Consider the following 19,502-nt stretch of genomic DNA (forward strand, 5'->3'; position numbering starts at 1 on the left):
TCATGCAAGCCGGGTCCAAGGGCCCGAGTTTCGCGCCGCCGCAACGGTCGCTGCTGGGCGAGATCCTGGACTGGATGCTGGCGCCGCTGTTCCTTTTGTGGCCCATGAGTGTCGCCATCACCTACGTGGTGGCGCAGAACATCGCCAACGTTCCCTACGATCGCGCGCTGGCCAACAACCTGCACGTGCTGACACGCCAGGTTCACGCGCAGGATGGCCGCGCGGTGCTGAAGATGACCGATGCCGCCCGCGACGTGCTGCGCGCCGACGAGACCGACAGCGTGTTCTGGCTGGCGCTGGGCAGCCGCGGCGAATACCTGGGCGGCGACCGCGCGCTGCCGTTGCCGACCACCGTGGGCCAGCCCCGCCCCGGCGAAGTCCAGTACGAAGACGACACGCTGCGCGGCTTTGGCATCCGCCTGGCCTTCACCTGGGTGGACCTGCACCTGCCCGGCACGCAGCCCGCGCTGTTCATCGTGGCCGAGACCGTGGAAAAGCGCACGCAGCTCGCCAACGACATCATCAAGGGCGTGATCATTCCGCAGTTCGTGGTGCTGCCCATCGCCGTGCTGCTCGTCTGGTTCGGCCTGTCGCGCGGCGTGGCGCCGTTGAACGCGCTGCAGCAGCGGCTGCGCGCACGCCGGCCCGACGACCTCTCGCCCATCGACGAACGCGCCGCGCCTTCCGAGATTGCCCCGCTGGTCGCGGCCATGAACGACCTGCTGGACCGCCTGTCCGCCAACGTGCAGGCGCAGCGCCGTTTCGTGGCCGACGCGGCGCACCAGTTGAAGACGCCCCTGGCGGGATTGCGCACACAGGCTGAATTGGCGCTGCGGGACGCCAGTCCCGAGGAAATGCAGTCCAGCCTGCGCCAGCTCGTGACCGGTTCTGAGCGCGCGACCCGGCTCGTCAATCAGTTGCTGCTGCTGGCCCGGGCTGAAAATCCCAGCGCGATCGGCCTGACACGCACCGACATCAACGCCATCGCTTACGAGCAGACCATGCACTGGGTGCCGCTGGCGCTGTCGCTCAGCACGGATCTGGGGTTCGAAGGCTCGGACACGCCTGTCGAGATAAATGGCAATCCGCTGCTGCTGGCCGAGCTGCTGAACAACCTGGTCGACAACGCGCTGCGCTACACCCCGCGCGGCGGCCATATCACCGTGCGCGTGCTGCAAGCGGACGGTCAAGGCATCCTGGAAGTCGAGGACTCCGGGCCGGGCATTGCGCCCGACGAACGCGAGCGCGTGTTCGACCGCTTCTACCGCGTGCTGGGCACGTCATCCGACGGCAGCGGCCTGGGCCTGGCCATCGTGCGCGAAATCACGCAGAAGCATCAGGCGAGCGTCGAAATCGGCGACCATCCCACCGAACACTCCGACTTGCCAGGCACCCGCATCCGTGTCGTTTTTCCCCTCTACACGCCCCCATCCGAGACGTCCGACAGCTAAGGACTATCCCTAGCCTTCCCCGGTGCGTTTACTATTTGTTTCAATTTTAAGATTCAAGTAAGGGTCACGTCAGAACCTCGTCAGCCTCGGCCCCCAATGTGGCGATAGCTCGATGTCGGTCTCGCCGGCGGAGGGTCAAGCACGGCGGAAAACCGCCGGCCTAAAAACGAGGAGACATCATGAGCACAACTACCATGGCAGGCCGCGGTCCATCCGCGGATCCGCGACCGATGACCAAGGAGGAGCGCAAGGTCATCTTCGCGTCTTCACTCGGCACGGTGTTCGAGTGGTATGACTTCTATCTTTACGGCTCGCTCGCAGCCATCATTGCCCAACACTTTTTCTCCGGCGTGAACCCGACCGCGGGCTTCATCTTCGCGCTGCTGGCCTTCGCGGCCGGTTTCGCGGTGCGGCCGTTCGGCGCGCTGGTGTTCGGCCGGCTGGGCGACCTGGTCGGACGTAAATACACCTTCCTGGTCACGATCGTGATCATGGGCCTGTCCACGTTCCTCGTCGGCATCCTGCCCAGCTACGCGAGCATCGGCCTGGCCGCTCCCGCCATCCTGATCGTCCTGCGCCTCTTGCAAGGCCTGGCGCTCGGCGGCGAGTACGGCGGCGCGGCAACCTATGTTGCCGAACACGCCCCGCACGGCCGCCGCGGCTTCTATACGTCCTGGATTCAAACCACCGCGACGCTGGGGCTGTTCCTGTCGCTGCTGGTCATCCTGGGCATCCGCACGTTCATGGGCGAAGACGACTTCAAGGCCTGGGGCTGGCGCATTCCGTTCCTGATCTCGGTCGTGCTGCTGGGCATCTCGGTCTGGATCCGGCTGCAGCTGAACGAATCCCCCACCTTCAAGCGCATGAAGGAAGAAGGCAAGGGTTCGAAGGCGCCGATCGCCGAATCGTTCGGCCAATGGAAGAACCTGAAGGTCGTGCTCCTGGCGCTGCTGGGCTTGACCGCCGGCCAGGCCGTAGTCTGGTACACGGGTCAGTTCTACGCCCTGTTCTTCCTGACGCAGACGCTGAAGGTCGACGCCAACACCGCGAACATCCTGATCGCCATCGCGCTGCTGCTGGGCACGCCGTTCTTCGTGATCTTCGGCGCGCTGTCGGACAAGATCGGCCGCAAGCCCATCATCATGGCGGGCTGCCTGATCGCTGCCGCGACCTACTTCCCGATCTTCCAGGGCCTCACGCACTTCGCCAACCCGGCGCTGGAAAAGGCGCAGGCGTCCGCTCCGGTCACCGTGATCGCGGACCCCAGCACTTGCTCGTTCCAGTTCAACCCCGTGGGCACCGCGTCGTTCACCAGCTCTTGCGACGTGATCAAGTCGTTCATGGCCCGCAACTCGGTGAACTACCGCAACGAAGCAGCTCCGGCCGGTTCGGTGGCCCGCGTCAAGATCGGCAACGAAGAGTTCACCTCGTTCGACGGCCGCTCGCTGGCGCCCGCCGAGTTCAAGGCCAAGGTTGCTGAACTCGACAAGACGCTGACCGCCTCCATCCGCAGCCACGGCTACCCGGCCAAGGCCGATCCGGCCCAGACCAACAACGTGATGGTCGTGGTGCTGCTGACGATCCTGGTGCTGTACGTGACCATGGTGTACGGCCCGATCGCCGCCATGCTGGTGGAAATGTTCCCGACGCGCATCCGCTACACGTCGATGAGCCTGCCCTACCACATCGGCAACGGCTGGTTCGGCGGCTTCCTGCCTCCCGTCGCGTTCGCAGTGGTGGCTGCCACCGGCAACATCTACGACGGCCTCTGGTATCCGATCATCATCGCGGTCATGACCCTGGTCATCGGCACGCTGTTCGTGCGCGAATCCAAGGACAACGACATCAACGCCTGATAGACCATCCCCCGCCGGGCGGGACTGCTGCGCCTGCCCGGCCTTTCAAAAGCTCCTTATGGGAGCTTTTTTTTTATTCGCACTTTCAGGACCATGTCAGACCGGCGCCAGTAGACTGAGCGCTCAGATTACGGCCTTGCGCAAGATTGCCTGACGATTGATCCCCCTGTCAGACGATTGCAGGGTTGCTCTTCTGACACCGATGCCGCGTTCCCCGCGAGCCTTTTATGACGCGGCATTGTGTGCTCCCGTACCGGCCCGACTCTTTATTGAGCCGGGCCGCTTTTTTTTGTGGCCGCGGATCGTGCGACCGCTCGTGCCAAGACAAAGGGCGGCCGCAATGCGACCGCCCTCTCATGCCTTTCGATGGCACACGGCCGGCCTCGCGGCCGGCGCGGATCAACGACGCATGCCCACGCCGATCGCGACCACACCCGCCACGATCGCGGCAATGCCTGCCCACGTCGGGATGGGAACCGACTTCTCGGTTTCCGCGGTGGCCTTCACGGATCCGATCTGCAGGACCGTTTCCTCGGACTTGTAGCTGAAGCCCTTGTAGGCCAAGGCAACCACGCCCAGGACAATCAGGATCGCGCCAATGATTTTCATGTATTTACTCCAATCTCACGTTGGTGCGCGGGACATTACCGGATAGGCTGATCGCTGTCAGTGACAGAACGTGTCGCCTGTTGCGGGCGTACTCAGCCCCTTCGGCAAAGCCGCCGCGTCGTATAGAATCAACCCTTTTGGCCGACGCTCATGTGGTTCAAGAACCTCAAGATTTACCGCCTCTCCTCGCCCTGGACCCTGACCGGCGATCAGCTTGAAGACACGCTGGCAAAGCATGCGTACCAGTCCGGCAACAACCTCGAAATGCAAAGCCTGGGCTGGGTGCCCCCGCGCGAGAACGGCGGTCTGGCCCACGAAGTCAATGGCCAGATCCTGCTCAGCCTGCGCGCCGAAAAGAAGCTTCTGCCGGGCACCGTGATCAACCAGGTCGCCAAGGCGCGCGCCCAGGAAATCGAAGAGCAGCAAGGCTACAAGCCGGGCCGCAAGCAGATGAAGGAAATCAAGGAGCGCGTCACCGACGAGCTTCTGCCGCGCGCCTTCAGCGTCTATCGCGACACGCGCGTGTGGATCGACCCGAAGAACAACTGGCTCGTCATTGACGCGGCTGCGTCGGCCAAGGCCGACGAAGTCATCGGCCTGCTGGCTAAGTGCGTCGATCCCTTCCCGCTGGAAAACCTGTACGTCGCCCAATCGCCAGCGTCGGCCATGACTGGCTGGCTGGCCGAGGACGAAGCACCCAGCAACTTCACGATCGACCAGGACACCGAGCTGCGCTCGTCCGGCGAAAGCGGCGCGGCCATCCGCTACGTCAAGCACTCCATTGACGCCGACGACGTGCGCCGCCACATCCAGTCCGGCAAGCAGTGCACGCGCCTGGCCATGACCTGGGCCGACCGCGTGTCGTTCGTGCTGACCGAAGGCCTGGACGTCAAGCGCGTAGCGCCCCTGGACGTACTGAAGGAAGGCAACGAAGGCGTCGCCGCGAATGACGACGAAAAGTTCGATTCCGACATGATGCTGATGACCGGCGAACTGGCCAAGATGATGGCCGAGCTGGTCGAGGCGCTGGGCGGCGAAAAGAAGATCTAAGCCTTTACCGGCATCGGCAACAAGGGCTGCCCCTGACGGAGCAGCCCTTTTTCATGCCTCGACGCTGCGGTCGCGGCCGGCCTGCTTGGCCTTGTACAACGCCTTGTCGGCGCGATCGATAAGATACGCGTAGTCGGGATGGCCATCGAAGGTCGCCACGCCGATGCTGGCCGTCACCTGCAGCGCGCCCGCCTCGGCAAGCATGAAGCGGTGCCGGCGGATTTCGGCATTGAGTTTTTCAGCGGCGGCCAGCGCGGCGCCGGGTCCCGTGTCCACCAGCACGACCAGAAATTCCTCGCCGCCATAACGGAACACGAAGTCGCTGGAACGACAGGTCTGATGGACGACCTCGGCGAACTGGCGCAGGATCTGGTCACCGCCCGCGTGGCCATGCGCATCGTTGATGGCCTTGAAGTGATCGATGTCCAGCAGCAGCACCGAAAAACTCGACCGCTGACGCTGGGCCAGCGAGATCTCACGGCCGATGACGGACGGCAGGAATCGCCGGTTCAGCACGTTGGTGAGCGGATCGCTGCCGCTTTCGATCTCGGCCACCATGTCGAACAGGCCGTTGAGCAGATGCTTGATACGCGCCACCAGCTCTTGCAGTTCACGAACCTGGTCGGGCAGCGATTCCTGTTCGTGGCCGCTGCCTTGCATCATCCGCGGCAGCACCGTGTCATCCAGGCGCGCCACGGCCTCCGTGATCTGGCGTAGCGCCGGCGCGCTTTCAAAGAGCACCGCGCCCTTGTGCTGCAGCCACAGACCGAACTCCGAGGCTGCCAGACGCGGCAGCGCCTGCTCTGGCGTCCGGTAATGCAGGCCGATCAGCACCGCCTGACTCCACTCCAGCAACGCGGCGCGTTGGCGCTCCCGTTCGGTCGAGATGTTCTGCCCCAGCGCGAAGAGGCGATAGGCCTCGTCATTGCGCGCGCCGCGGTTGATGTCGCGCATGAACGCGCGGCTCATCTGCTCGATCGCCAGATCGAACAGGTTGCAGACGTATTGCGTGGCCACCGATGTCGCCATGCCATCCAGACCGCTTGCGCGCAGACGCTGCGCAATCTCGTTCTTCAGGATGCGGGCGCCTGCCATCACCAGATGGATCGGAATGTGGACGCGCGCATGGACCTCGCCGACCTTTTTCTGCGTGGCCAACAGCACGTCGATGTCGCCCTGGTCGCGCACACACAGCAGGCCCTTCAGCCAATGCGTCATGCCGCGATGCAGGCGGGTCGACACGATTTCATGCGAGAGCCGCGGGCCGGCCTCGGCATCGGCGAGCAAGGTGGAATAGAAGGCGTCGACGAGCTGCGTGGCGTGGTCCGACACCACCGCCGCAACCTGGCCGCGCGTATCGCTGTCGACCGATTGATAGACCGCCTCCCAGGCCTGCGCGTTGGATGCGCTCAGGTAGCAATCGTGGCCGCCGGCCGCGTTTGCGGGGGCCGCGTTTGCGGTGGCTGCAGGAGGAACACCGGTACTGCTCGAAGACATAAGCTCATCCGCCCAAGAACGGCGTGCGCGCCTGGCAGCGGCGCGCGCCCGAAAAACCAGCGCGGATTATGCTTGAATTCACCGCGGCGGGGCCGCGCTTGCGGCGCCGCCAAGAACCGTTGACGTCAATCCAGGCCGTGGAAGACCGAATCGTCGGGACCGACATGCGACGGATGCTGCCACGTCACGTCACGCAGCGAATGCTGCACCAGCCCTTCCACCCCCAGCAGCACGGCGAAGATCGCCATGCGGATGGGAATGCCGTTATCGGTCTGGCGGAAGATGGCCAGACGCGGATCGTGGTTCAGGTCCACGCTGAGGTCGTTGGCGCCCGGGCGGCTGTCGCGCGGCAGCGGGTGCATCACGATGGTCTCGGGGCTGCAATAGGCGTCGATGATGGCGCGGTTGACCTGGAAGTCCGGCGTGTAGCCTTCGTTCTCTTCGTTGGCGAAGCGCTCCTTCTGAACGCGCGTCGCGTAGATGACGTCGGCGCCGGCCAGGCCTTCGGCCAGCGAAGACTTCTGTTCGATGATGTTGCCGTTGCGGCTGGCCTGCTCGACGATGTAGGTCGGCATCTCCAGGCCCTTGGGCGAAATCAGCGAGAACTTCACGTTCTTGTACAGCGCCATCAGCTTGATGAGCGAATGCACGGTGCGGCCGTATTTCAGGTCGCCGACCATCGCAATGTGCGCGCCGTCCAGCAACTTACCCAGGCGCGAGAACTCGGTCAGGATGGTGTACAGGTCCAGCAGCGCCTGGCTGGGGTGTTCGCCCGGGCCGTCGCCGCCGTTGACCACGGGAATGTTCGTGGCGCGCGCAAATTCCGCCACCGAGCCTTGATCGGGGTGGCGGATGACCATCGCGTCCACATAGCCGCTCATGACGCGGCTGGTGTCGTAGATGGACTCGCCCTTGGCCATCGACGAGAACGTGAAACCGGTGGTGTCGCACACCGAGCCGCCCAGGCGGCAGAAGGCGGAACCGAAGCTGACGCGGGTGCGGGTGCTGGCCTCGAAGAACAGGTTGCCCAGCACGGCGCCTTCCAGCACGCGCGAGACCTTCTGACGGCGCGCGATGGGCTGCATCATGTCGGCCACGCGGAACAGGTCTTCGACGGAGTCGCGGGTGAACTGGTCTACCGACAGAAGCTGGTTCTTGCCTTCAACGGCGATGCGGTCACGCAAGGGACCGTCTTGTACGCTTTGCGTATATTTTTCCAGCAGCACACCGTTTTGCACGATTTCGCTGACAAAGCGCTGCACGACTTCCGGCATGGCGCGGAATTCCTGCGAACCTTCAGGCAGAAGCCAGGTATCAAGCGCCCGGCGCTTGACGCCAATGCGCGTGGCAAACACGTCGCGGGTGAGGTTGAGGCGGCGCATGGCGTCGCGCAGGAAGGCTTGCTGGGAGATGCTCATGACGGGCCCCAAAAAGAGGATTTATATACGCAGTGCGCATATTATTCCGACCATCTACACAAGTCCAATATTTTTGCGCATACGGGTTTACCCGCGTTTTTACCGCTGAGCGTAGGCCGCCGCCTGTGGTGTCGCCGTCACGGCCTGTCCGGCCGCGAACCAGCACGCCGCGCAGAAGGCCAGCATGCTTGCCACGAAGCAAATCAGTGCCAGCAATTGCGCGGGCCAATGACCACGCGTCAGATGGCCGCTGTAGCCTTGCCGCAACAGGCTGACCTGCGCCAGGTACGCAAACGCCACTCCCAGGCCGGCCAGCACCAGACCGGCCAGGAAAAACAGCAGGGGAATCTGCAGATCGGGCGCGGCAATGTCCGGCCCCACGATGCCCAATGTGAATCCGACCAGGATCAGGGCGGCACCGCCATTCAACCACCCCAGAAAACGAAACGCGCCGGCCAGCAGCGCGAACGACGTGCCGTTTGCGCGGAGCTGCTGGGCGCGGGCGTCCATGGTATTAGCCGCCGGTCGCGCTACGGCACGTCGGCGTCGCGCTCTGTATCGACTTGCGCGCCGCCGCGATCTCGGCCTCGTCCCAGCGCCCTTCGCCCAGCACCGTCACGGTCACTTTGGAGGTGGCGGGACCATCGGCCTCCGCCGAAATCAGTTCGAGCACGGTTGCCGGCTGGCCGACCTTGTAAAGCTGGATTTCGTCCGGCGCGCCCTTCTCGCCAAGGCTATGGCGCCAGGCATAAGAGACGCCATAAGGATGGCTGACCTGCGTATGGCACGCGCGCACGTATTCGCCGGCTCGGCGGAATGCCGCCTGATAATTGGTGTCGACGCTGAAGGTTTCCTTCTTTGCGGTTTCCGACTCGTAGACCCCGGTGCTGGCGCATCCGGCCAACGTGGCCGCCAACGTGACAGCCACCCATACAGACTTGCGCATGATTCTTCCCGCCATTGCTATTCGGACTTTCGCGATTATGCCAGCGGCTGCAAAAAGGCCACGCCGAAAGTGCCCAAGTACGGCACTTCCTGCGTGGCCTTGCGCCGTCATGACGGCAAAGGGCCTGATGCCCTACCGCTTTTCCGCGGCTCCTTCGATCTTTTCCCCGCCCCGCTGAATATCTTTACCGGCCCCGGCGACGGTATTGCAACCCGCCGTCAGCGCAGCAATAGAAAGCATCATGACGAGAAAGACTTTGTTCTTCATAAACATCTCCTGTCTGGGCATGGAAAAAACCGAACCCAGCATACCTCAAAGGCCGCGTCGGTGACACAAGCCGGTCACGTGTAACAACACCGACAAAAAACCGTCACCACCCTTACGCGCCGGTGACACTTGCGACGCATTCTCGCCTGTCGCGTATTTGCCGCCAATGGATTAGGATGCGCACATGACGAAGAAACAAGCATCACAATCCGCTGGCGCCAGCCCGCAAGGCTGGGGCTGGGAACAGCCCCAGTGCCGCGGACAGGCCGCCCTGGCGCTGTTCATCGACGACCTGCATCGCATCTTGCAGACCCATGCCGCCGGCAAGCTGGCGGATAGCAGCACGCTTGCGGACGCGCAGGCCCAGGTCAATGAATTGCTGGCGCGGTACAACGAAATTTCTGCCGCTCCGGAAATTTTTCTGGGGCAGTCAGTCGAACTCAAAGAAGGCATCGACCGCAGCGGCGTAGCGCATACGGTGCCGATTTTCTCGCCGCGCCTGAAGCAGTCGCTGGTGTCGATGCTGGGACAAGGTCCGGGATGACAACCCGGCAAGCGGCCCGGCTGGCGATCGCAGAGTACAGCCCCCAAAGGAAGGAGACTACAAGATGAGCACGGACAACGTTGTTGAGTTTCTCCGCCTGCTGTCCCTGGACGTCACGCTGGGCACCGCTGCCCAGCACGCCGCAAGCCAGGCAGACGCGCCGCTGGCCCTGGCCCGCTTGGCAACCTCACACGGTCTGCCGTGCAACGCTTCGGATTGGTCTTCCTTTGCACGCAACTGCCTGGACAACCTCGACCTGACCGAGGGCGACACGGGCATGGCGAACGCCACGATCTGGCAGCTGGTGCAGGATCCCGCCCACGGAACCACCATTCCCGCCAGCGCCATCACCCGTGTGATCGGCATCATCTCGCAGCCCGAAGGCGAGCCGCCGGTGGTTGGTCACGTCGTCAGCGATCTGGCGCCCCGCGCCCCGATGAGCATGGCGCCGCACCCGACGGGTTCCTGATCTTCCGGGGCTCGCGGCCCACTCAGGGATGCGGGTTCAGGACAGACCTTTCAAGCCTGTCCCTTCAAAAAATCAATCACGCCGGCCGCGCCGCATGCGCCGCTGGCCATGCAGGCGGTCAGCAGGTAGCCGCCCGTCGGCGCCTCCCAATCCAGCATTTCCCCCACACAGAAAACGCCGGGCACGGCTTTGAGCATCAGACCGCCCGTCAGTCCCTGGAACGCCACCCCGCCCGCCGTGCTGATCGCTTCGTCGATCGGGCGAGCTCGCCGCAGCGTCAACGGCAAGGCCTTGATCCGCTGACCGAGGCGCTCGGGGTCCTTGAAGTCTTCGGCGCTGGCGCATTCCCGCAGCAAGCCCGCCTTCACCCCCGTCAGTCCCAGCCGGCTTTGCAGATGGCTTGACATCGAGCGGGCGCCGCGCGGATGCGTCACCGCCGCCATCACCTTTGCGTGCGGCCAGTCCGGTGCAAGATCCAGCATGGCCACGGCGCTGCCATCGGCCTCGATTTGGTCGCGCAGGGTTGCGGACAATGCATAGACGAGACTGCCTTCAATGCCCGTTTCGGACACGACGAATTCGCCCTGGCGGACAGGCCCGCCGCAGGACATGGCCACCGACTTGACCGGCTGGCCGGCAAAGCGGCTGCGAAAATGATCGGACCAGTCCACGTCGAACCCGCAGTTGGCGGGCCGCAATGGCGCAACCGGCACGCCGTGCGCCTGCAGATCCGGCACCCAGGCGCCATCGGATCCCAGCTTGGCCCAACTGCCGCCGCCCAGCGCCAGCACGACCGCATCCGCTGCATGGCGCGCTTCACCGTCGGGCGTCGCAAAGCGCAGCAAGTCCACGCCGGGATTGTCACCACGCCAGCCAAGCCAGCGATGCCGCATATGAAACCGCACGCCCTGTCCGCGCAGCCGGGCAAGCCAGGCCCGCAACAGCGGCGCCGCCTTCATCTCCTGCGGAAACACCCGGCCCGACGAGCCCACGAATGTCTGGATACCCAACGCATGCGCCCAATCGCGCAGACCGGCGCCGTCTATCGTCTGCAGCCATGGCTGCACGAACGGGGCGCCGTCGCCAAAGCGGGCAAGGAAAGGCTCGGCGGGCTCGCTGTGCGTCAAGTTCAGACCGCCCCGTCCCGCCATCAGGAATTTGCGTCCCACCGAGGGCATGGCGTCGAAGACGTCCACCTGCGCCCCGGCTTCGCTCAGCCTTTCCGCCGTCATGAGACCGGCGGGGCCGCCCCCGATGACGGCAACGCGTTTGGCGGACAGGCTCATGGCGTCGTCGCCTTCATGACGGGACGCGAGCGGGAAAAGGCGGAGAGCATGCGGGAGAAGTCGGAAGGAAAAGGGACGAAAGCACGGCGCAGCCATGGGGCGCAGATTGTCTCACGGCGTCAGTGGGCTTCCCACGAGCGCGCGTCGCATCTGCGCGTTCCCTTGTCCGAATGGCTCGCAGCGGCCATTTCTTGACCGCAGACGCCAAGCCTATGTTTTTGCGGGAAAAATTCGATATACGCAGCAGCTATCCCAAGGGTTTTCCACAATCCCTGTGGGTAACTACCGCGTTCTGGGGATGACGTCAGGCGCGTTCGGCCGCATGCATGGGGCCGGACCAGGGCTCGGCATCGAGCTGGAAACGCAGTTCCTGATATTCGCCGTCGACCGCGACGCTGCGCAGCAGGCCGGCATCTAGCGCCTGACCCAGCGCGCGGCGGCACAGGGTTTCGGGATCGTCCGGCAGCGACTGGAACACGCCGTCGGGGATGCGCAGCCTCAGCAAGGCAGAGGGATCGCCGCGGTCGGCCGGACGGCCGATATGGATGTGGGCGGGATACCCGTGCGGGCACCAGATGCCCACGTGGTACTTGCCCTCAGCGCCCGTATCAGCAACGTAGCCGGGATGATCGTATTTTGCGGTTCCCATGGACACTCCTTCTGTGCGGCAATGTAGCGCGCGTGGCCCATGGTAGCGCAGGGTTGCGGCCGTGTGCGGCCGCGGACACCCGGGAAACTCCGGACGCGAACCGGGCATGACCCAGCGCAATCGCCAGGCGAAAAAAAAGCCGCGACAATGTCGCGGCCTTTTTTACTGCGGTCTTGCCAGGTGCACTTGAAATGCGCCGCCGGGAGACCGGGTACTGCTTGAAACTGGTTGCGGGGGCAGGATTTGAACCTACGACCTTCGGGTTATGAGCCCGACGAGCTGCCAGACTGCTCCACCCCGCGTCTGATGTGTGAATCATACATCATTTTGAAATCTTGTGCAGCGCACCCACGCGAATGTTTCCGTTTTTCGACAGAAAACCGCGAAAAACATTGGCGACGTGGCGCAGGATCGTGCCAAGGCGCCCGGTGCAATTCAGGCAGATCACCTGCGCATCATCCAGCGCGGTGAGGCGCACCGCGCCGCCGTACGACACCCCGTGAACCTCGCCCGCGTTGAGCCGGGCCGGTACGACGCGATGCAGGCCGCCTGCGGCTTCCAGGCCGCTTGCCGCTTCCTCGACGCGCACGCTGCCTTCGACGCAGACAACGGCAGCGCCTGCGCGCAGGATGAAACTCCGGCTGGCGCCGGCAGGTAGTTCCAGGCGAAGGCCTGGCGAGGCGGGGTCGGAATGCGGGGTCATGATGATCTCCAAAAGGACCATCACAGGCTACGCGCGCCCTGCTTTGCGCAACAGCCACAAAAATCGGCTTTCTGTACCGATGCAGAGGGTCGATTTTGTGGCTGTTATGGTGTACTTTGCCTGCATCTGTGCCTACCCACCGTCCAACCCCGGGGAGCAAGATCGGCGCATGGAACCTCAACCGCTGTACCTACGCCTGGCCAATCACTACCGGCGCGCCATCCAGACGGGCGTGCTGGCCCCCGCCCAGCGCATGCCCTCGGTTCGCACGCTGGTGCGCACCCATCACGTCAGCCTGTCCACGGCGCTGCAGGCCTGCCGCCAGCTCGAGGACGATGGCCTGATCGAGGCCCGTCCCCGCTCCGGCTACTTCGTGCTGAAATCTCGCCGCAACAGCATTCCGCCCGTGGCCGAGCCGGACATCCGCCAGACCCTGGGCGCGGCGCAGTATGTCGGCATCCACGACCGGGTTTCGGACTTCATCGCCAAATGTGAAGCGCACCGGGTCAGCGCCAACTTTGCGCTGGCCGCGGCGGTGCCCCAGGCCTATCCCATGGAGGCGCTCAAGCAGGCGATGACGCGCGCGCTGCGGCAGTCGCCCGAGGTGCTGGTCAGCCCGGTGCCGCCGCAAGGGCATCCTGACCTGCGCGGCGTGCTGGCCCGTCGCGCGCTGGCCAACGGCATCAATGCCACGCCGGACGACGTCATCGTCACGCATGGCTGTATCGAGGCCCTGAATCTGGCGCTGCGTGCCGTAGCCCGGCCGGGCGACACCATCGCCGTGGAATCGCCCGCCTACTTCGGTCTGCTGCAGATCCTGGAAAGCCTCGGCATGCGCGCGCTCGAGATTCCCACCAGCCCCCAGCACGGGCTGTCGATCGAAGCGCTGGACCTGGCCTTCCAGACGCACGGCAATATCCGCGCGGTCGTCGTTGTGCCGAATTTCCAGAATCCGCTCGGTTGCGTCATGCCCGACGCGCACAAGGCGCGGCTGGTGGCGCTGTGCGAGCGCCAGCAGGTGCCGCTCATTGAAGACGACACATACGGCGCACTGACCGACGACGACACCCCGCTGGCCGCGGCGAAATCCTGGGACGCCACGGGCAACGTCATCTATTGTTCGTCGATGCACAAGACGCTGGCCCCCGGCATGCGGCTGGGCTGGCTGCTGGGCGGCCGGTGGAAAGCCCGGATCGCCATGCTGAAGTTCGCGCAAAGCCGGCCAAACGAACCGCTGGCGCAGATCGCCGTGGCGGAGTACATGGGCTCGCGCGCCTATGATCGCCATCTGGCCCGGCTGCGTCGAGAACTGAAGACGCAGCGCGACCTGACCGCCGAGGCCATCGCCGCGCATTTTCCGCGGGGCACGCGGCTGAGCGTGCCGCAAGGCGGGATGCTGCTCTGGGTGGAAATGCCCGAGGGCGTGTCGGGCATGGACGTCTTCGAGGCCGGGCTGCGGCAAGGGATACGCGTGGCGCCCGGCGCGATGTTCTCCAATGGCGCCCGCTACAACCACTTCCTGCGCATCAGTTGCGGACAACGCATCACGCCGGAGATCTCGCACGCACTGGTGACGCTCGCGCGCATCGTGGAAGAAAGGACAGCATGAACGCGGAACTGCATCAATTCATCGCGGACTATGGCCTGTGGGCCGTGCTGGGGGGGACCTTCCTGGAAGGCGAAAGCGTGGTGGTGTTTGCGGGATTCCTGGCGCACCAGGGATTGTTCCATCTGCCCTACGTCATGCTCTGCGCGTTCGCCGGCTCGTTCATGGCGGATCAACTGCTGTTCCTGCTGGGCCGCCGCTACCGCGACCATCGCTACGTGCAGCGCATCCGCGCCAAGCCGGCGTTCGGCAAGGCGCTGGCGGCCATCGACCGATACCCCAACGGATTCATACTGGCGCTGCGCTTTCTGTATGGGTTGCGTACGGTGGGGCCGGTTGCCGTGGGCGTGTCCAAGGTGCCGGCCTTGCGCTACCTGGTGCTGAACGCCATCGCCGCCATGATCTGGGCGCTCTGCTTCAGCCTGCTGGGATTCGTGTTCGGCCGGACCATCGAAGCGCTGCTGGGACGCCTGCACGGCGTGGAAACCAAGTTGGCCGTGGCAGTGGCGCTCGGCGTGCTGGTGTGGCTGGCCTATCAGGTCTACGCACGCCGCCGCAAATAGCGGCGGGCGCGTTCAGAACACCAGTTTGCCGTTTGCGCGCTGCACATGGCGGCGGCGCGCGTTGCGGTACAGCATTCCGATGATGGGCAGCTTTGCAAGGCGGCGCAGGATCGGGTGACGCTGGTCGAAGTCGTGCCAGGCCTTGAAGCCATGGCCCATGCGCTCCCAGCTCTCCCTCGCCTCGGGGGAAAGCTTGCCGGGGTCAAATGCCGCCAGCTTTGCCGCTTCCGAAACGCGCGCCACGAGGGCGCGGTTCCGGCCTTCCAATGAATACTGATTCCGCATGGGGCCGCATATTACCCGGGCTTGGCCTGCCGTGGCGGCGGGCCGGTTGCGCGTTGCTTCGGCGCAATGGCGCCGCTTTTGACCGCCTCGCGCAAGCCGTTGTAATTGAAGGAGTTTGTGAATCTATGCCCGCGCTATCCCAAGGCTTGTCCACAGAACCTGTGGGTAACTGCCGCCGGGCTCATCACTTCAGGGCGGTCAGGACCATGTCACGCACGCTTTCGAAACCCGCGACGTATTGCGGATTCTCGGAACGCGCCAGCAGGCCGGAGTAATTCTGCTCTAGTTGCGCCTCGATGGCCTCGCGCAGGCCCGGCGAATTCTTCGCCAGATGCAGCATCGAGAGCAGCGTGGTATTGAGCGCGTCGATGCGCCCACCCTGATGCGAGATGGTGTGCACGACAACGGCGATCTGTTCCTGGATGTCCATGATGTAAGCCTCCTGGCGATGAAATCTGGCGCGAATCCTAGCATGATGGCCGGGCGCGCCAGGGCTGACAGCAAGCGGCGCGCCTCCCCTGCCGCGGCTAGGCAAGCACCGGACGCGGCGCTAGCATGAAGCGTAGCCGCAAGAGGCACCGCGGCGCACGCCGCCGGCGCTGTCTCCGGGCGCCCGGCTCAACCGGAGCGCGCACATGAAAACGATCCAGAACTATGTCCCGCCAAGCGCCCAGTCGCTGCAACGGCTGCAGGACAGGCTGGGCTATCCCGACAGCAGAATGGCCGAGCTGGCCGGACTGGACGCTTCGACGCCATGGCCCAGTTATGTGGGCGGGCCCGAACCTCGCACGCTGGGCCGGCAGCGGCTGTTCTACATGATGGCCCGTCTGACGCTGGAAGAACCGGAATGGCAACGCGTGCTGGCCGCCATGCGTGAGGCCGGCGCGCATTTCGATTGCCAGGATCCGCACGGCGATGGCGCGGCGCCGCCGCCCGAACCGATGGCGGACGAAGAGCGCAAGTTCGGCATGCTGCTGGTCAGCCGCAACGGCTCGTTCCACGAAATGGAGCAACTGCGCGAGTTCGCCCATTTTGCGCACGAATCGGACGTCAGCCGCTTCGTGCACAGCGCGTTCTATGACAGCGACATCGACCTGTGCCGTTTCAGCTTTGCGGACCACGACGGCCTGGACGCCGCCAGCCGGGACCGCATCTTCGATGCCGCGCACAAGACCATCACGCGCTTCGAGTTCGACGGCCGCATCTATCACGGCGGCATTCCGCCCGAGTCCGACGGCTAGCGGCAACGCATTGACGCGGGCAGGCAGGCGCCTGTACCGTCGCCACTTCGCCTTCCCGCTCAACGCCATCGCTCATCGCATGAACGAACGACTTGACGCCATCGACCGGCAACTGCTGAGCCTTCTGCAGGCCAATGCGCGCGAACCCGCCGCCATCCTCGCGCGCAAGCTCGGGCTGGCGCGCACCACCGTAGTGGCGCGCATCGCGCGGCTGGAACGTGAAAGCATCGTTTCCGGCTACGGCGTGCGCCTGGGCCGGCTGCTCGAAGAGGCGGCGGTGCGCGCCTATTGCTTCATCAGCGTGCTGCCCAAGACGCCGGCCGCCGTGATCCGTGAACTGGAGCGGATGCCGGAGGTCGAGGAAGTGTCCTCGGTCAGCGGCCCCTACGACTACCTGATCTTCCTGCGCTGCGAGACTCACGAACAACTGGACGCGCTGCTGGACCGTATCGGGCTCATCGACGGCGTGAAGCAGACGCAGACCTCGATCGTGCTCAGTCGCAAGGTTGATCGGCGCAGCGCGGTTGCCGCTCCCTGAGCCGCCTCGCGCCCCTCGCGCGTCTTTCCGGCGGGCGCCACATGGTGGTGTAATGGGGCCTGTCGCGAATCCTGGATTTTTCATGCTTGCTCGCCTTGCCCCTGCCGCCGCCCTCCTCGTCCTGTTGACCGCGTGTTCCAGCATGAGCGAGGTCACGTCCGTCAACAAGGACCAATACAGCGTCACCTATAGTTCCGGCACGCAATTGCTGAGCTGGGTCGAGATCAAGAACCAGGCATTGCAGCGTGCCGACCAGCACTGCCAGTCGCTTGGCCGCAAGCTGGTCAAGCCCAGCGTGACGTCCAACCACGCCACCGGGCTGGGTTCCAAGCGCGCCACGGTCACGTTCGAATGCGCGCCTATCGATCCTCCCAAGAGCACCGCTCAGTAAGCGCCCACGGCCACCATTGTGAACACTCTCCTGCCTGTGGGCATCACCATGGGCGATGCCGCCGGCATCGGTCCTGAAATCGTCGTCAAAGCCTGTGCGCAGGGATTGGGCGCGCCCTGTGTGGTGTATGGCGATGCTGGCGCGCTGCGCCGCGCGGCGACGCAATTGGGCGCCCGCCTGGATATCACCGAGATCGCGGACATCAGCCAGGCCCGGCCGGACGCGGCTGGCATCCAGGTGGTGGCTTGCAGCCCCACCCTGCCCGCGGACCTGCCGCTGGGTAAGGTCAGCGCCCTGGCGGGCCGCGGCGCCTACGATTATGTGTGCGCGGCCATCGACGATGCGCTTGCCGGACACATCCGCGCCATCGTGACCGCCCCGCTGAACAAGAAGTCCATGCACGAGGCCGGCATCGACTATCCGGGCCACACCGAAATCCTGGCGGACCGCTCCGGCACGCAGGACTTTGCGATGATGCTGGCCAACAATGAGCTGCGCGTGCTGCTCGTGACCATCCACGTCGCACTGGCCGACGTCATGGCGCGCATCACGCCGCAGGCCGAATTGACCGCGATGCGGCTTGCGGATCGCGCCTGCCGCCAGATGGGCATCGCGCAGCCGCGCGTCGCCGTCGCGGGTCTGAATCCGCATGCGGGCGAAGGCGGCAAGTTCGGCCGCGAAGACATGGACATCATCGAACCGGCCATCGCTGCCGCCCGCGCGGAAGGCATCGATGCCAGCGGCCCCTGGCCGGGCGATACCGTCTTCATGCGCGCCCGCCGCGGAGAGTTCGACATCGTGGTGGCGCAGTACCACGACCAGGGCCTCATCCCGGTGAAGTATCTGGGCCTGGACCACGGCGTGAACGTCACCGTCGGCCTGCCGTTCGTGCGCACCAGCGTGGACCACGGAACCGCATTCGACATCGCCGGCCAGGGCGTGGCCGACCACGCGTCGCTGGTGGAAGCGTTCGATCTGGCGCTGGCGATGACGCCTTGAGCGCGTAAAGATCCGCAGACTGCCTCAGCGCGCGGACGCTTGCGGCCTTCTCGCGACGGGTCCGCGACGGTGCGGGTCTACAATACGCCCCGTTTCCGGCGCCCCGCGCCGCCGCTTTTCCGTTCTTCCTCCCTTCCCATGTCCCGCCTCGTTCGACTTCTGCCCGACCGCTTCACCCTCTACCTGATCTGCACCGTCATCATCGCCAGCTTCCTGCCCGCTCATGGGCAAGGCGTGGTGGTGTTCGGCTGGATCACCAACGTGGCCGTCGGCCTGCTGTTCTTCCTGCACGGGGCGCGCCTTTCGCGCGAGGCCATCATCGCCGGCCTCACGCACTGGAAGCTGCACCTGACCATCTTCTCGGCCACGTTCCTGATGTTCCCGCTGCTGGGGCTGGCGCTGCAACCCGTGCTGGAGCCGCTGGTCACCCCGGAGCTTTACCTGGGCATCCTGTTCCTGTGCTGCCTGCCTGCCACCGTGCAATCGGCCATCGCGTTCACCTCCATGGCGCGCGGCAACGTGCCCGCCGCGGTGTGCAGCGCGTCGGCCTCCAGCCTGCTGGGCATCTTCCTCACGCCCCTGCTGGTCGGTACGGTCGTCGCCAACGCAGGCAGTGCGCCGATCTCGTTCGACGCCGTCGGCAAGATCATGCTGCAACTGCTCCTGCCGTTCGTGCTGGGCCAGTTCGCGCGGCGATGGATCGGCGCGTGGGTGCACAAGCGCAAGGCCATGCTGAAGTTCGTGGACCAGGGCTCGATCCTGCTGGTGGTCTACACGGCGTTCTCCGAGGCCATCAATGAAGGCCTGTGGAGCAGCACCCCGATTCCCGCGCTGGTCGGCCTGGTCGTGAGCTGCGGCGTGATCCTGGCGCTGGCGCTGGGCCTGTCCGCACTGGCCGGCCGGATGTTCGGCTTCAGCATCGAAGACCGCATCACGCTGCTCTTCTGCGGCTCGAAGAAAAGCCTGGCCAGCGGCATTCCGATGGCCCAGGTGCTGTTCGCCGGTCACGCCGTGGGTGCTGTGGTGCTGCCGCTGATGCTGTTCCACCAGATCCAGCTCATGGTCTGCGGCGTATTGGCGGCGCGCTACGGCAAGCGCCCCGACGCCACGCACTGATCGCCGTCTCGTAAAAAA

The 19,502-nt window shown here is 64.9% G+C and carries 23 protein-coding genes and 1 tRNA gene; 12 read left to right on the plus strand and 12 right to left on the minus strand.

The features are described from left to right. Positions 1-74: 74 nt before the first annotated feature. Together MHZ91_RS02775 and MHZ91_RS02780 are read left to right on the plus strand one after the other, a co-directional pair. Positions 75-1,451: a sensor histidine kinase gene (locus tag MHZ91_RS02775; RefSeq protein ID WP_175124730.1), complete on the plus strand. Its 1,377-nt coding sequence runs from the start codon at positions 75-77 to the stop codon at positions 1,449-1,451. Between the two features lie 194 nt (positions 1,452-1,645). Continuing rightward, a complete protein-coding gene (locus tag MHZ91_RS02780; RefSeq protein WP_370633080.1) occupies positions 1,646-3,307 on the plus strand; it encodes an MFS transporter in 1,662 nt (553 codons plus the stop codon). 399 nt (positions 3,308-3,706) lie between these two features. On the opposite strand, the gene MHZ91_RS02785 is transcribed toward MHZ91_RS02780, so the two are convergent. Next, entirely contained in the window at positions 3,707-3,916 is a 210-nt protein-coding gene (locus tag MHZ91_RS02785) for a hypothetical protein (protein ID WP_056322527.1), read from the minus strand. Between the two features lie 150 nt (positions 3,917-4,066). On the opposite strand from MHZ91_RS02785, the gene MHZ91_RS02790 reads away from it, so the two are divergent. Further along, the gene (locus tag MHZ91_RS02790) at positions 4,067-4,966 is read left to right on the plus strand and encodes a recombination-associated protein RdgC (protein ID WP_056567374.1); all 900 of its coding nucleotides are present in this window, start codon (positions 4,067-4,069) and stop codon (positions 4,964-4,966) included. A 51-nt stretch (positions 4,967-5,017) separates the two neighbouring features. On the opposite strand, the gene MHZ91_RS02795 is transcribed toward MHZ91_RS02790, so the two are convergent. From MHZ91_RS02795 to MHZ91_RS02815, 5 genes are all read right to left on the minus strand, one after another. Next, positions 5,018-6,463 (minus strand): diguanylate cyclase, encoded by a 1,446-nt coding sequence (locus MHZ91_RS02795; protein ID WP_239212390.1) that lies wholly within the window; start codon positions 6,461-6,463, stop codon positions 5,018-5,020. Between the two features lie 125 nt (positions 6,464-6,588). After that, positions 6,589-7,881 carry an aspartate carbamoyltransferase gene (locus MHZ91_RS02800; protein WP_056322519.1) on the minus strand — a complete coding sequence of 431 codons (1,293 nt, stop codon included), beginning with the start codon at positions 7,879-7,881 and terminating at the stop codon, positions 6,589-6,591. 99 nt (positions 7,882-7,980) lie between these two features. Next, on the minus strand, positions 7,981-8,391 hold the full coding sequence (locus tag MHZ91_RS02805; RefSeq protein WP_175124643.1) for a hypothetical protein: 411 nt from the start codon (positions 8,389-8,391) through the stop codon (positions 7,981-7,983). Between the two features lie 4 nt (positions 8,392-8,395). Further along, positions 8,396-8,827, minus strand: a complete 432-nt coding sequence (locus tag MHZ91_RS02810) for a BPTD_2524 family lipoprotein (protein WP_175124644.1) — start codon at positions 8,825-8,827, stop codon at positions 8,396-8,398. Between the two features lie 132 nt (positions 8,828-8,959). After that, the gene (locus tag MHZ91_RS02815) at positions 8,960-9,094 is read right to left on the minus strand and encodes an entericidin A/B family lipoprotein (protein WP_105241420.1); all 135 of its coding nucleotides are present in this window, start codon (positions 9,092-9,094) and stop codon (positions 8,960-8,962) included. A gap of 184 nt (positions 9,095-9,278) precedes the next feature. On the opposite strand from MHZ91_RS02815, the gene MHZ91_RS02820 reads away from it, so the two are divergent. Beyond that, a complete protein-coding gene (locus MHZ91_RS02820; protein ID WP_175124645.1) occupies positions 9,279-9,638 on the plus strand; it encodes a hypothetical protein in 360 nt (119 codons plus the stop codon). Positions 9,639-9,702: 64 nt separating this feature from the next. Continuing rightward, a complete protein-coding gene (locus MHZ91_RS02825) occupies positions 9,703-10,107 on the plus strand; it encodes a hypothetical protein (RefSeq protein ID WP_175124646.1) in 405 nt (134 codons plus the stop codon). Between the two features lie 50 nt (positions 10,108-10,157). On the opposite strand, the gene MHZ91_RS02830 is transcribed toward MHZ91_RS02825, so the two are convergent. The 4 genes from MHZ91_RS02830 to MHZ91_RS02845 all read right to left on the minus strand — a co-directional run bounded on the left by MHZ91_RS02830 (position 10,158) and on the right by MHZ91_RS02845 (position 12,757). Next, a complete protein-coding gene (locus tag MHZ91_RS02830; RefSeq protein ID WP_239212392.1) occupies positions 10,158-11,393 on the minus strand; it encodes a TIGR03862 family flavoprotein in 1,236 nt (411 codons plus the stop codon). A 304-nt stretch (positions 11,394-11,697) separates the two neighbouring features. Then, complete coding sequence (locus MHZ91_RS02835) at positions 11,698-12,042, minus strand: hypothetical protein (RefSeq protein WP_175124648.1); 345 nt, start codon at positions 12,040-12,042, stop codon at positions 11,698-11,700. 225 nt (positions 12,043-12,267) lie between these two features. After that, positions 12,268-12,344: transfer RNA gene (locus tag MHZ91_RS02840), tRNA-Met, on the minus strand. Between the two features lie 20 nt (positions 12,345-12,364). Further along, complete coding sequence (locus tag MHZ91_RS02845; protein ID WP_370647775.1) at positions 12,365-12,757, minus strand: hypothetical protein; 393 nt, start codon at positions 12,755-12,757, stop codon at positions 12,365-12,367. Positions 12,758-12,914: 157 nt separating this feature from the next. On the opposite strand from MHZ91_RS02845, the gene MHZ91_RS02850 reads away from it, so the two are divergent. Both MHZ91_RS02850 and MHZ91_RS02855 read left to right on the plus strand, forming a co-directional pair. Next, positions 12,915-14,354, plus strand: a complete 1,440-nt coding sequence (locus tag MHZ91_RS02850) for a PLP-dependent aminotransferase family protein (protein WP_239212395.1) — start codon at positions 12,915-12,917, stop codon at positions 14,352-14,354. Continuing rightward, positions 14,351-14,914, plus strand: a complete 564-nt coding sequence (locus tag MHZ91_RS02855) for a DedA family protein (RefSeq protein ID WP_175138786.1) — start codon at positions 14,351-14,353, stop codon at positions 14,912-14,914. The genes MHZ91_RS02850 and MHZ91_RS02855 overlap by 4 nt, the downstream gene beginning before the upstream one ends. Before the next feature lie 12 nt (positions 14,915-14,926). On the opposite strand, the gene MHZ91_RS02860 is transcribed toward MHZ91_RS02855, so the two are convergent. Both MHZ91_RS02860 and MHZ91_RS02865 read right to left on the minus strand, forming a co-directional pair. After that, positions 14,927-15,157, minus strand: a complete 231-nt coding sequence (locus tag MHZ91_RS02860) for a hypothetical protein (protein ID WP_224776755.1) — start codon at positions 15,155-15,157, stop codon at positions 14,927-14,929. Between the two features lie 226 nt (positions 15,158-15,383). Further along, positions 15,384-15,629 (minus strand): hypothetical protein, encoded by a 246-nt coding sequence (locus MHZ91_RS02865; protein WP_056567399.1) that lies wholly within the window; start codon positions 15,627-15,629, stop codon positions 15,384-15,386. A gap of 205 nt (positions 15,630-15,834) precedes the next feature. Here MHZ91_RS02865 and MHZ91_RS02870 point away from each other — a divergent pair, with 205 nt between their 5' ends. The 5 genes from MHZ91_RS02870 to MHZ91_RS02890 all read left to right on the plus strand — a co-directional run bounded on the left by MHZ91_RS02870 (position 15,835) and on the right by MHZ91_RS02890 (position 19,484). Beyond that, the gene (locus tag MHZ91_RS02870; RefSeq protein WP_175124654.1) at positions 15,835-16,440 is read left to right on the plus strand and encodes a hypothetical protein; all 606 of its coding nucleotides are present in this window, start codon (positions 15,835-15,837) and stop codon (positions 16,438-16,440) included. 79 nt (positions 16,441-16,519) lie between these two features. Continuing rightward, positions 16,520-16,978, plus strand: coding sequence for an Lrp/AsnC family transcriptional regulator (locus tag MHZ91_RS02875; protein ID WP_175124655.1), 459 nt, complete (start codon positions 16,520-16,522; stop codon positions 16,976-16,978). 82 nt (positions 16,979-17,060) lie between these two features. Further along, positions 17,061-17,369 (plus strand): hypothetical protein, encoded by a 309-nt coding sequence (locus tag MHZ91_RS02880; protein ID WP_175124656.1) that lies wholly within the window; start codon positions 17,061-17,063, stop codon positions 17,367-17,369. An 18-nt stretch (positions 17,370-17,387) separates the two neighbouring features. After that, positions 17,388-18,368, plus strand: coding sequence for a 4-hydroxythreonine-4-phosphate dehydrogenase PdxA (gene pdxA / locus MHZ91_RS02885; RefSeq protein ID WP_218345108.1), 981 nt, complete (start codon positions 17,388-17,390; stop codon positions 18,366-18,368). A 138-nt stretch (positions 18,369-18,506) separates the two neighbouring features. Then, a complete protein-coding gene (locus MHZ91_RS02890; protein ID WP_175124658.1) occupies positions 18,507-19,484 on the plus strand; it encodes a bile acid:sodium symporter family protein in 978 nt (325 codons plus the stop codon). Positions 19,485-19,502: the final 18 nt, after the last annotated feature.

It is taken from the genome of Achromobacter sp. ACRQX (assembly GCF_022346505.1).
Taxonomy (GTDB): Bacteria; Pseudomonadota; Gammaproteobacteria; order Burkholderiales; family Burkholderiaceae_B; genus Achromobacter; species Achromobacter animicus.

Bases quoted from the DNA above. Each gene is read 5' to 3' on its own strand.
- MHZ91_RS02795 (WP_239212390.1), bottom strand. From the start codon at position 6,463: ATGTCTTCGAGCAGTACCGGTGTTCCTCCTGCAGCCACCGCAAACGCG.
- MHZ91_RS02780 (WP_370633080.1), top strand. From the start codon at position 1,646: ATGGCAGGCCGCGGTCCATCCGCGGATCCGCGACCGATGACCAAGGAG.
- MHZ91_RS02825 (WP_175124646.1), top strand. From the start codon at position 9,703: ATGAGCACGGACAACGTTGTTGAGTTTCTCCGCCTGCTGTCCCTGGAC.
- MHZ91_RS02830 (WP_239212392.1), bottom strand. From the start codon at position 11,393: ATGAGCCTGTCCGCCAAACGCGTTGCCGTCATCGGGGGCGGCCCCGCC.
- MHZ91_RS02875 (WP_175124655.1), top strand. From the start codon at position 16,520: ATGAACGAACGACTTGACGCCATCGACCGGCAACTGCTGAGCCTTCTG.
- MHZ91_RS02790 (WP_056567374.1), top strand. From the start codon at position 4,067: ATGTGGTTCAAGAACCTCAAGATTTACCGCCTCTCCTCGCCCTGGACC.
- MHZ91_RS02810 (WP_175124644.1), bottom strand. From the start codon at position 8,827: ATGCGCAAGTCTGTATGGGTGGCTGTCACGTTGGCGGCCACGTTGGCC.
- MHZ91_RS02805 (WP_175124643.1), bottom strand. From the start codon at position 8,391: ATGGACGCCCGCGCCCAGCAGCTCCGCGCAAACGGCACGTCGTTCGCG.
- MHZ91_RS02775 (WP_175124730.1), top strand. From the start codon at position 75: ATGCTGGCGCCGCTGTTCCTTTTGTGGCCCATGAGTGTCGCCATCACC.
- MHZ91_RS02815 (WP_105241420.1), bottom strand. From the start codon at position 9,094: ATGAAGAACAAAGTCTTTCTCGTCATGATGCTTTCTATTGCTGCGCTG.
- MHZ91_RS02890 (WP_175124658.1), top strand. From the start codon at position 18,507: ATGTCCCGCCTCGTTCGACTTCTGCCCGACCGCTTCACCCTCTACCTG.
- MHZ91_RS02835 (WP_175124648.1), bottom strand. From the start codon at position 12,042: ATGGGAACCGCAAAATACGATCATCCCGGCTACGTTGCTGATACGGGC.
- MHZ91_RS02855 (WP_175138786.1), top strand. From the start codon at position 14,351: ATGAACGCGGAACTGCATCAATTCATCGCGGACTATGGCCTGTGGGCC.
- MHZ91_RS02800 (WP_056322519.1), bottom strand. From the start codon at position 7,881: ATGAGCATCTCCCAGCAAGCCTTCCTGCGCGACGCCATGCGCCGCCTC.
- MHZ91_RS02865 (WP_056567399.1), bottom strand. From the start codon at position 15,629: ATGGACATCCAGGAACAGATCGCCGTTGTCGTGCACACCATCTCGCAT.
- MHZ91_RS02820 (WP_175124645.1), top strand. From the start codon at position 9,279: ATGACGAAGAAACAAGCATCACAATCCGCTGGCGCCAGCCCGCAAGGC.
- MHZ91_RS02870 (WP_175124654.1), top strand. From the start codon at position 15,835: ATGAAAACGATCCAGAACTATGTCCCGCCAAGCGCCCAGTCGCTGCAA.
- MHZ91_RS02785 (WP_056322527.1), bottom strand. From the start codon at position 3,916: ATGAAAATCATTGGCGCGATCCTGATTGTCCTGGGCGTGGTTGCCTTG.
- MHZ91_RS02880 (WP_175124656.1), top strand. From the start codon at position 17,061: ATGCTTGCTCGCCTTGCCCCTGCCGCCGCCCTCCTCGTCCTGTTGACC.
- MHZ91_RS02850 (WP_239212395.1), top strand. From the start codon at position 12,915: ATGGAACCTCAACCGCTGTACCTACGCCTGGCCAATCACTACCGGCGC.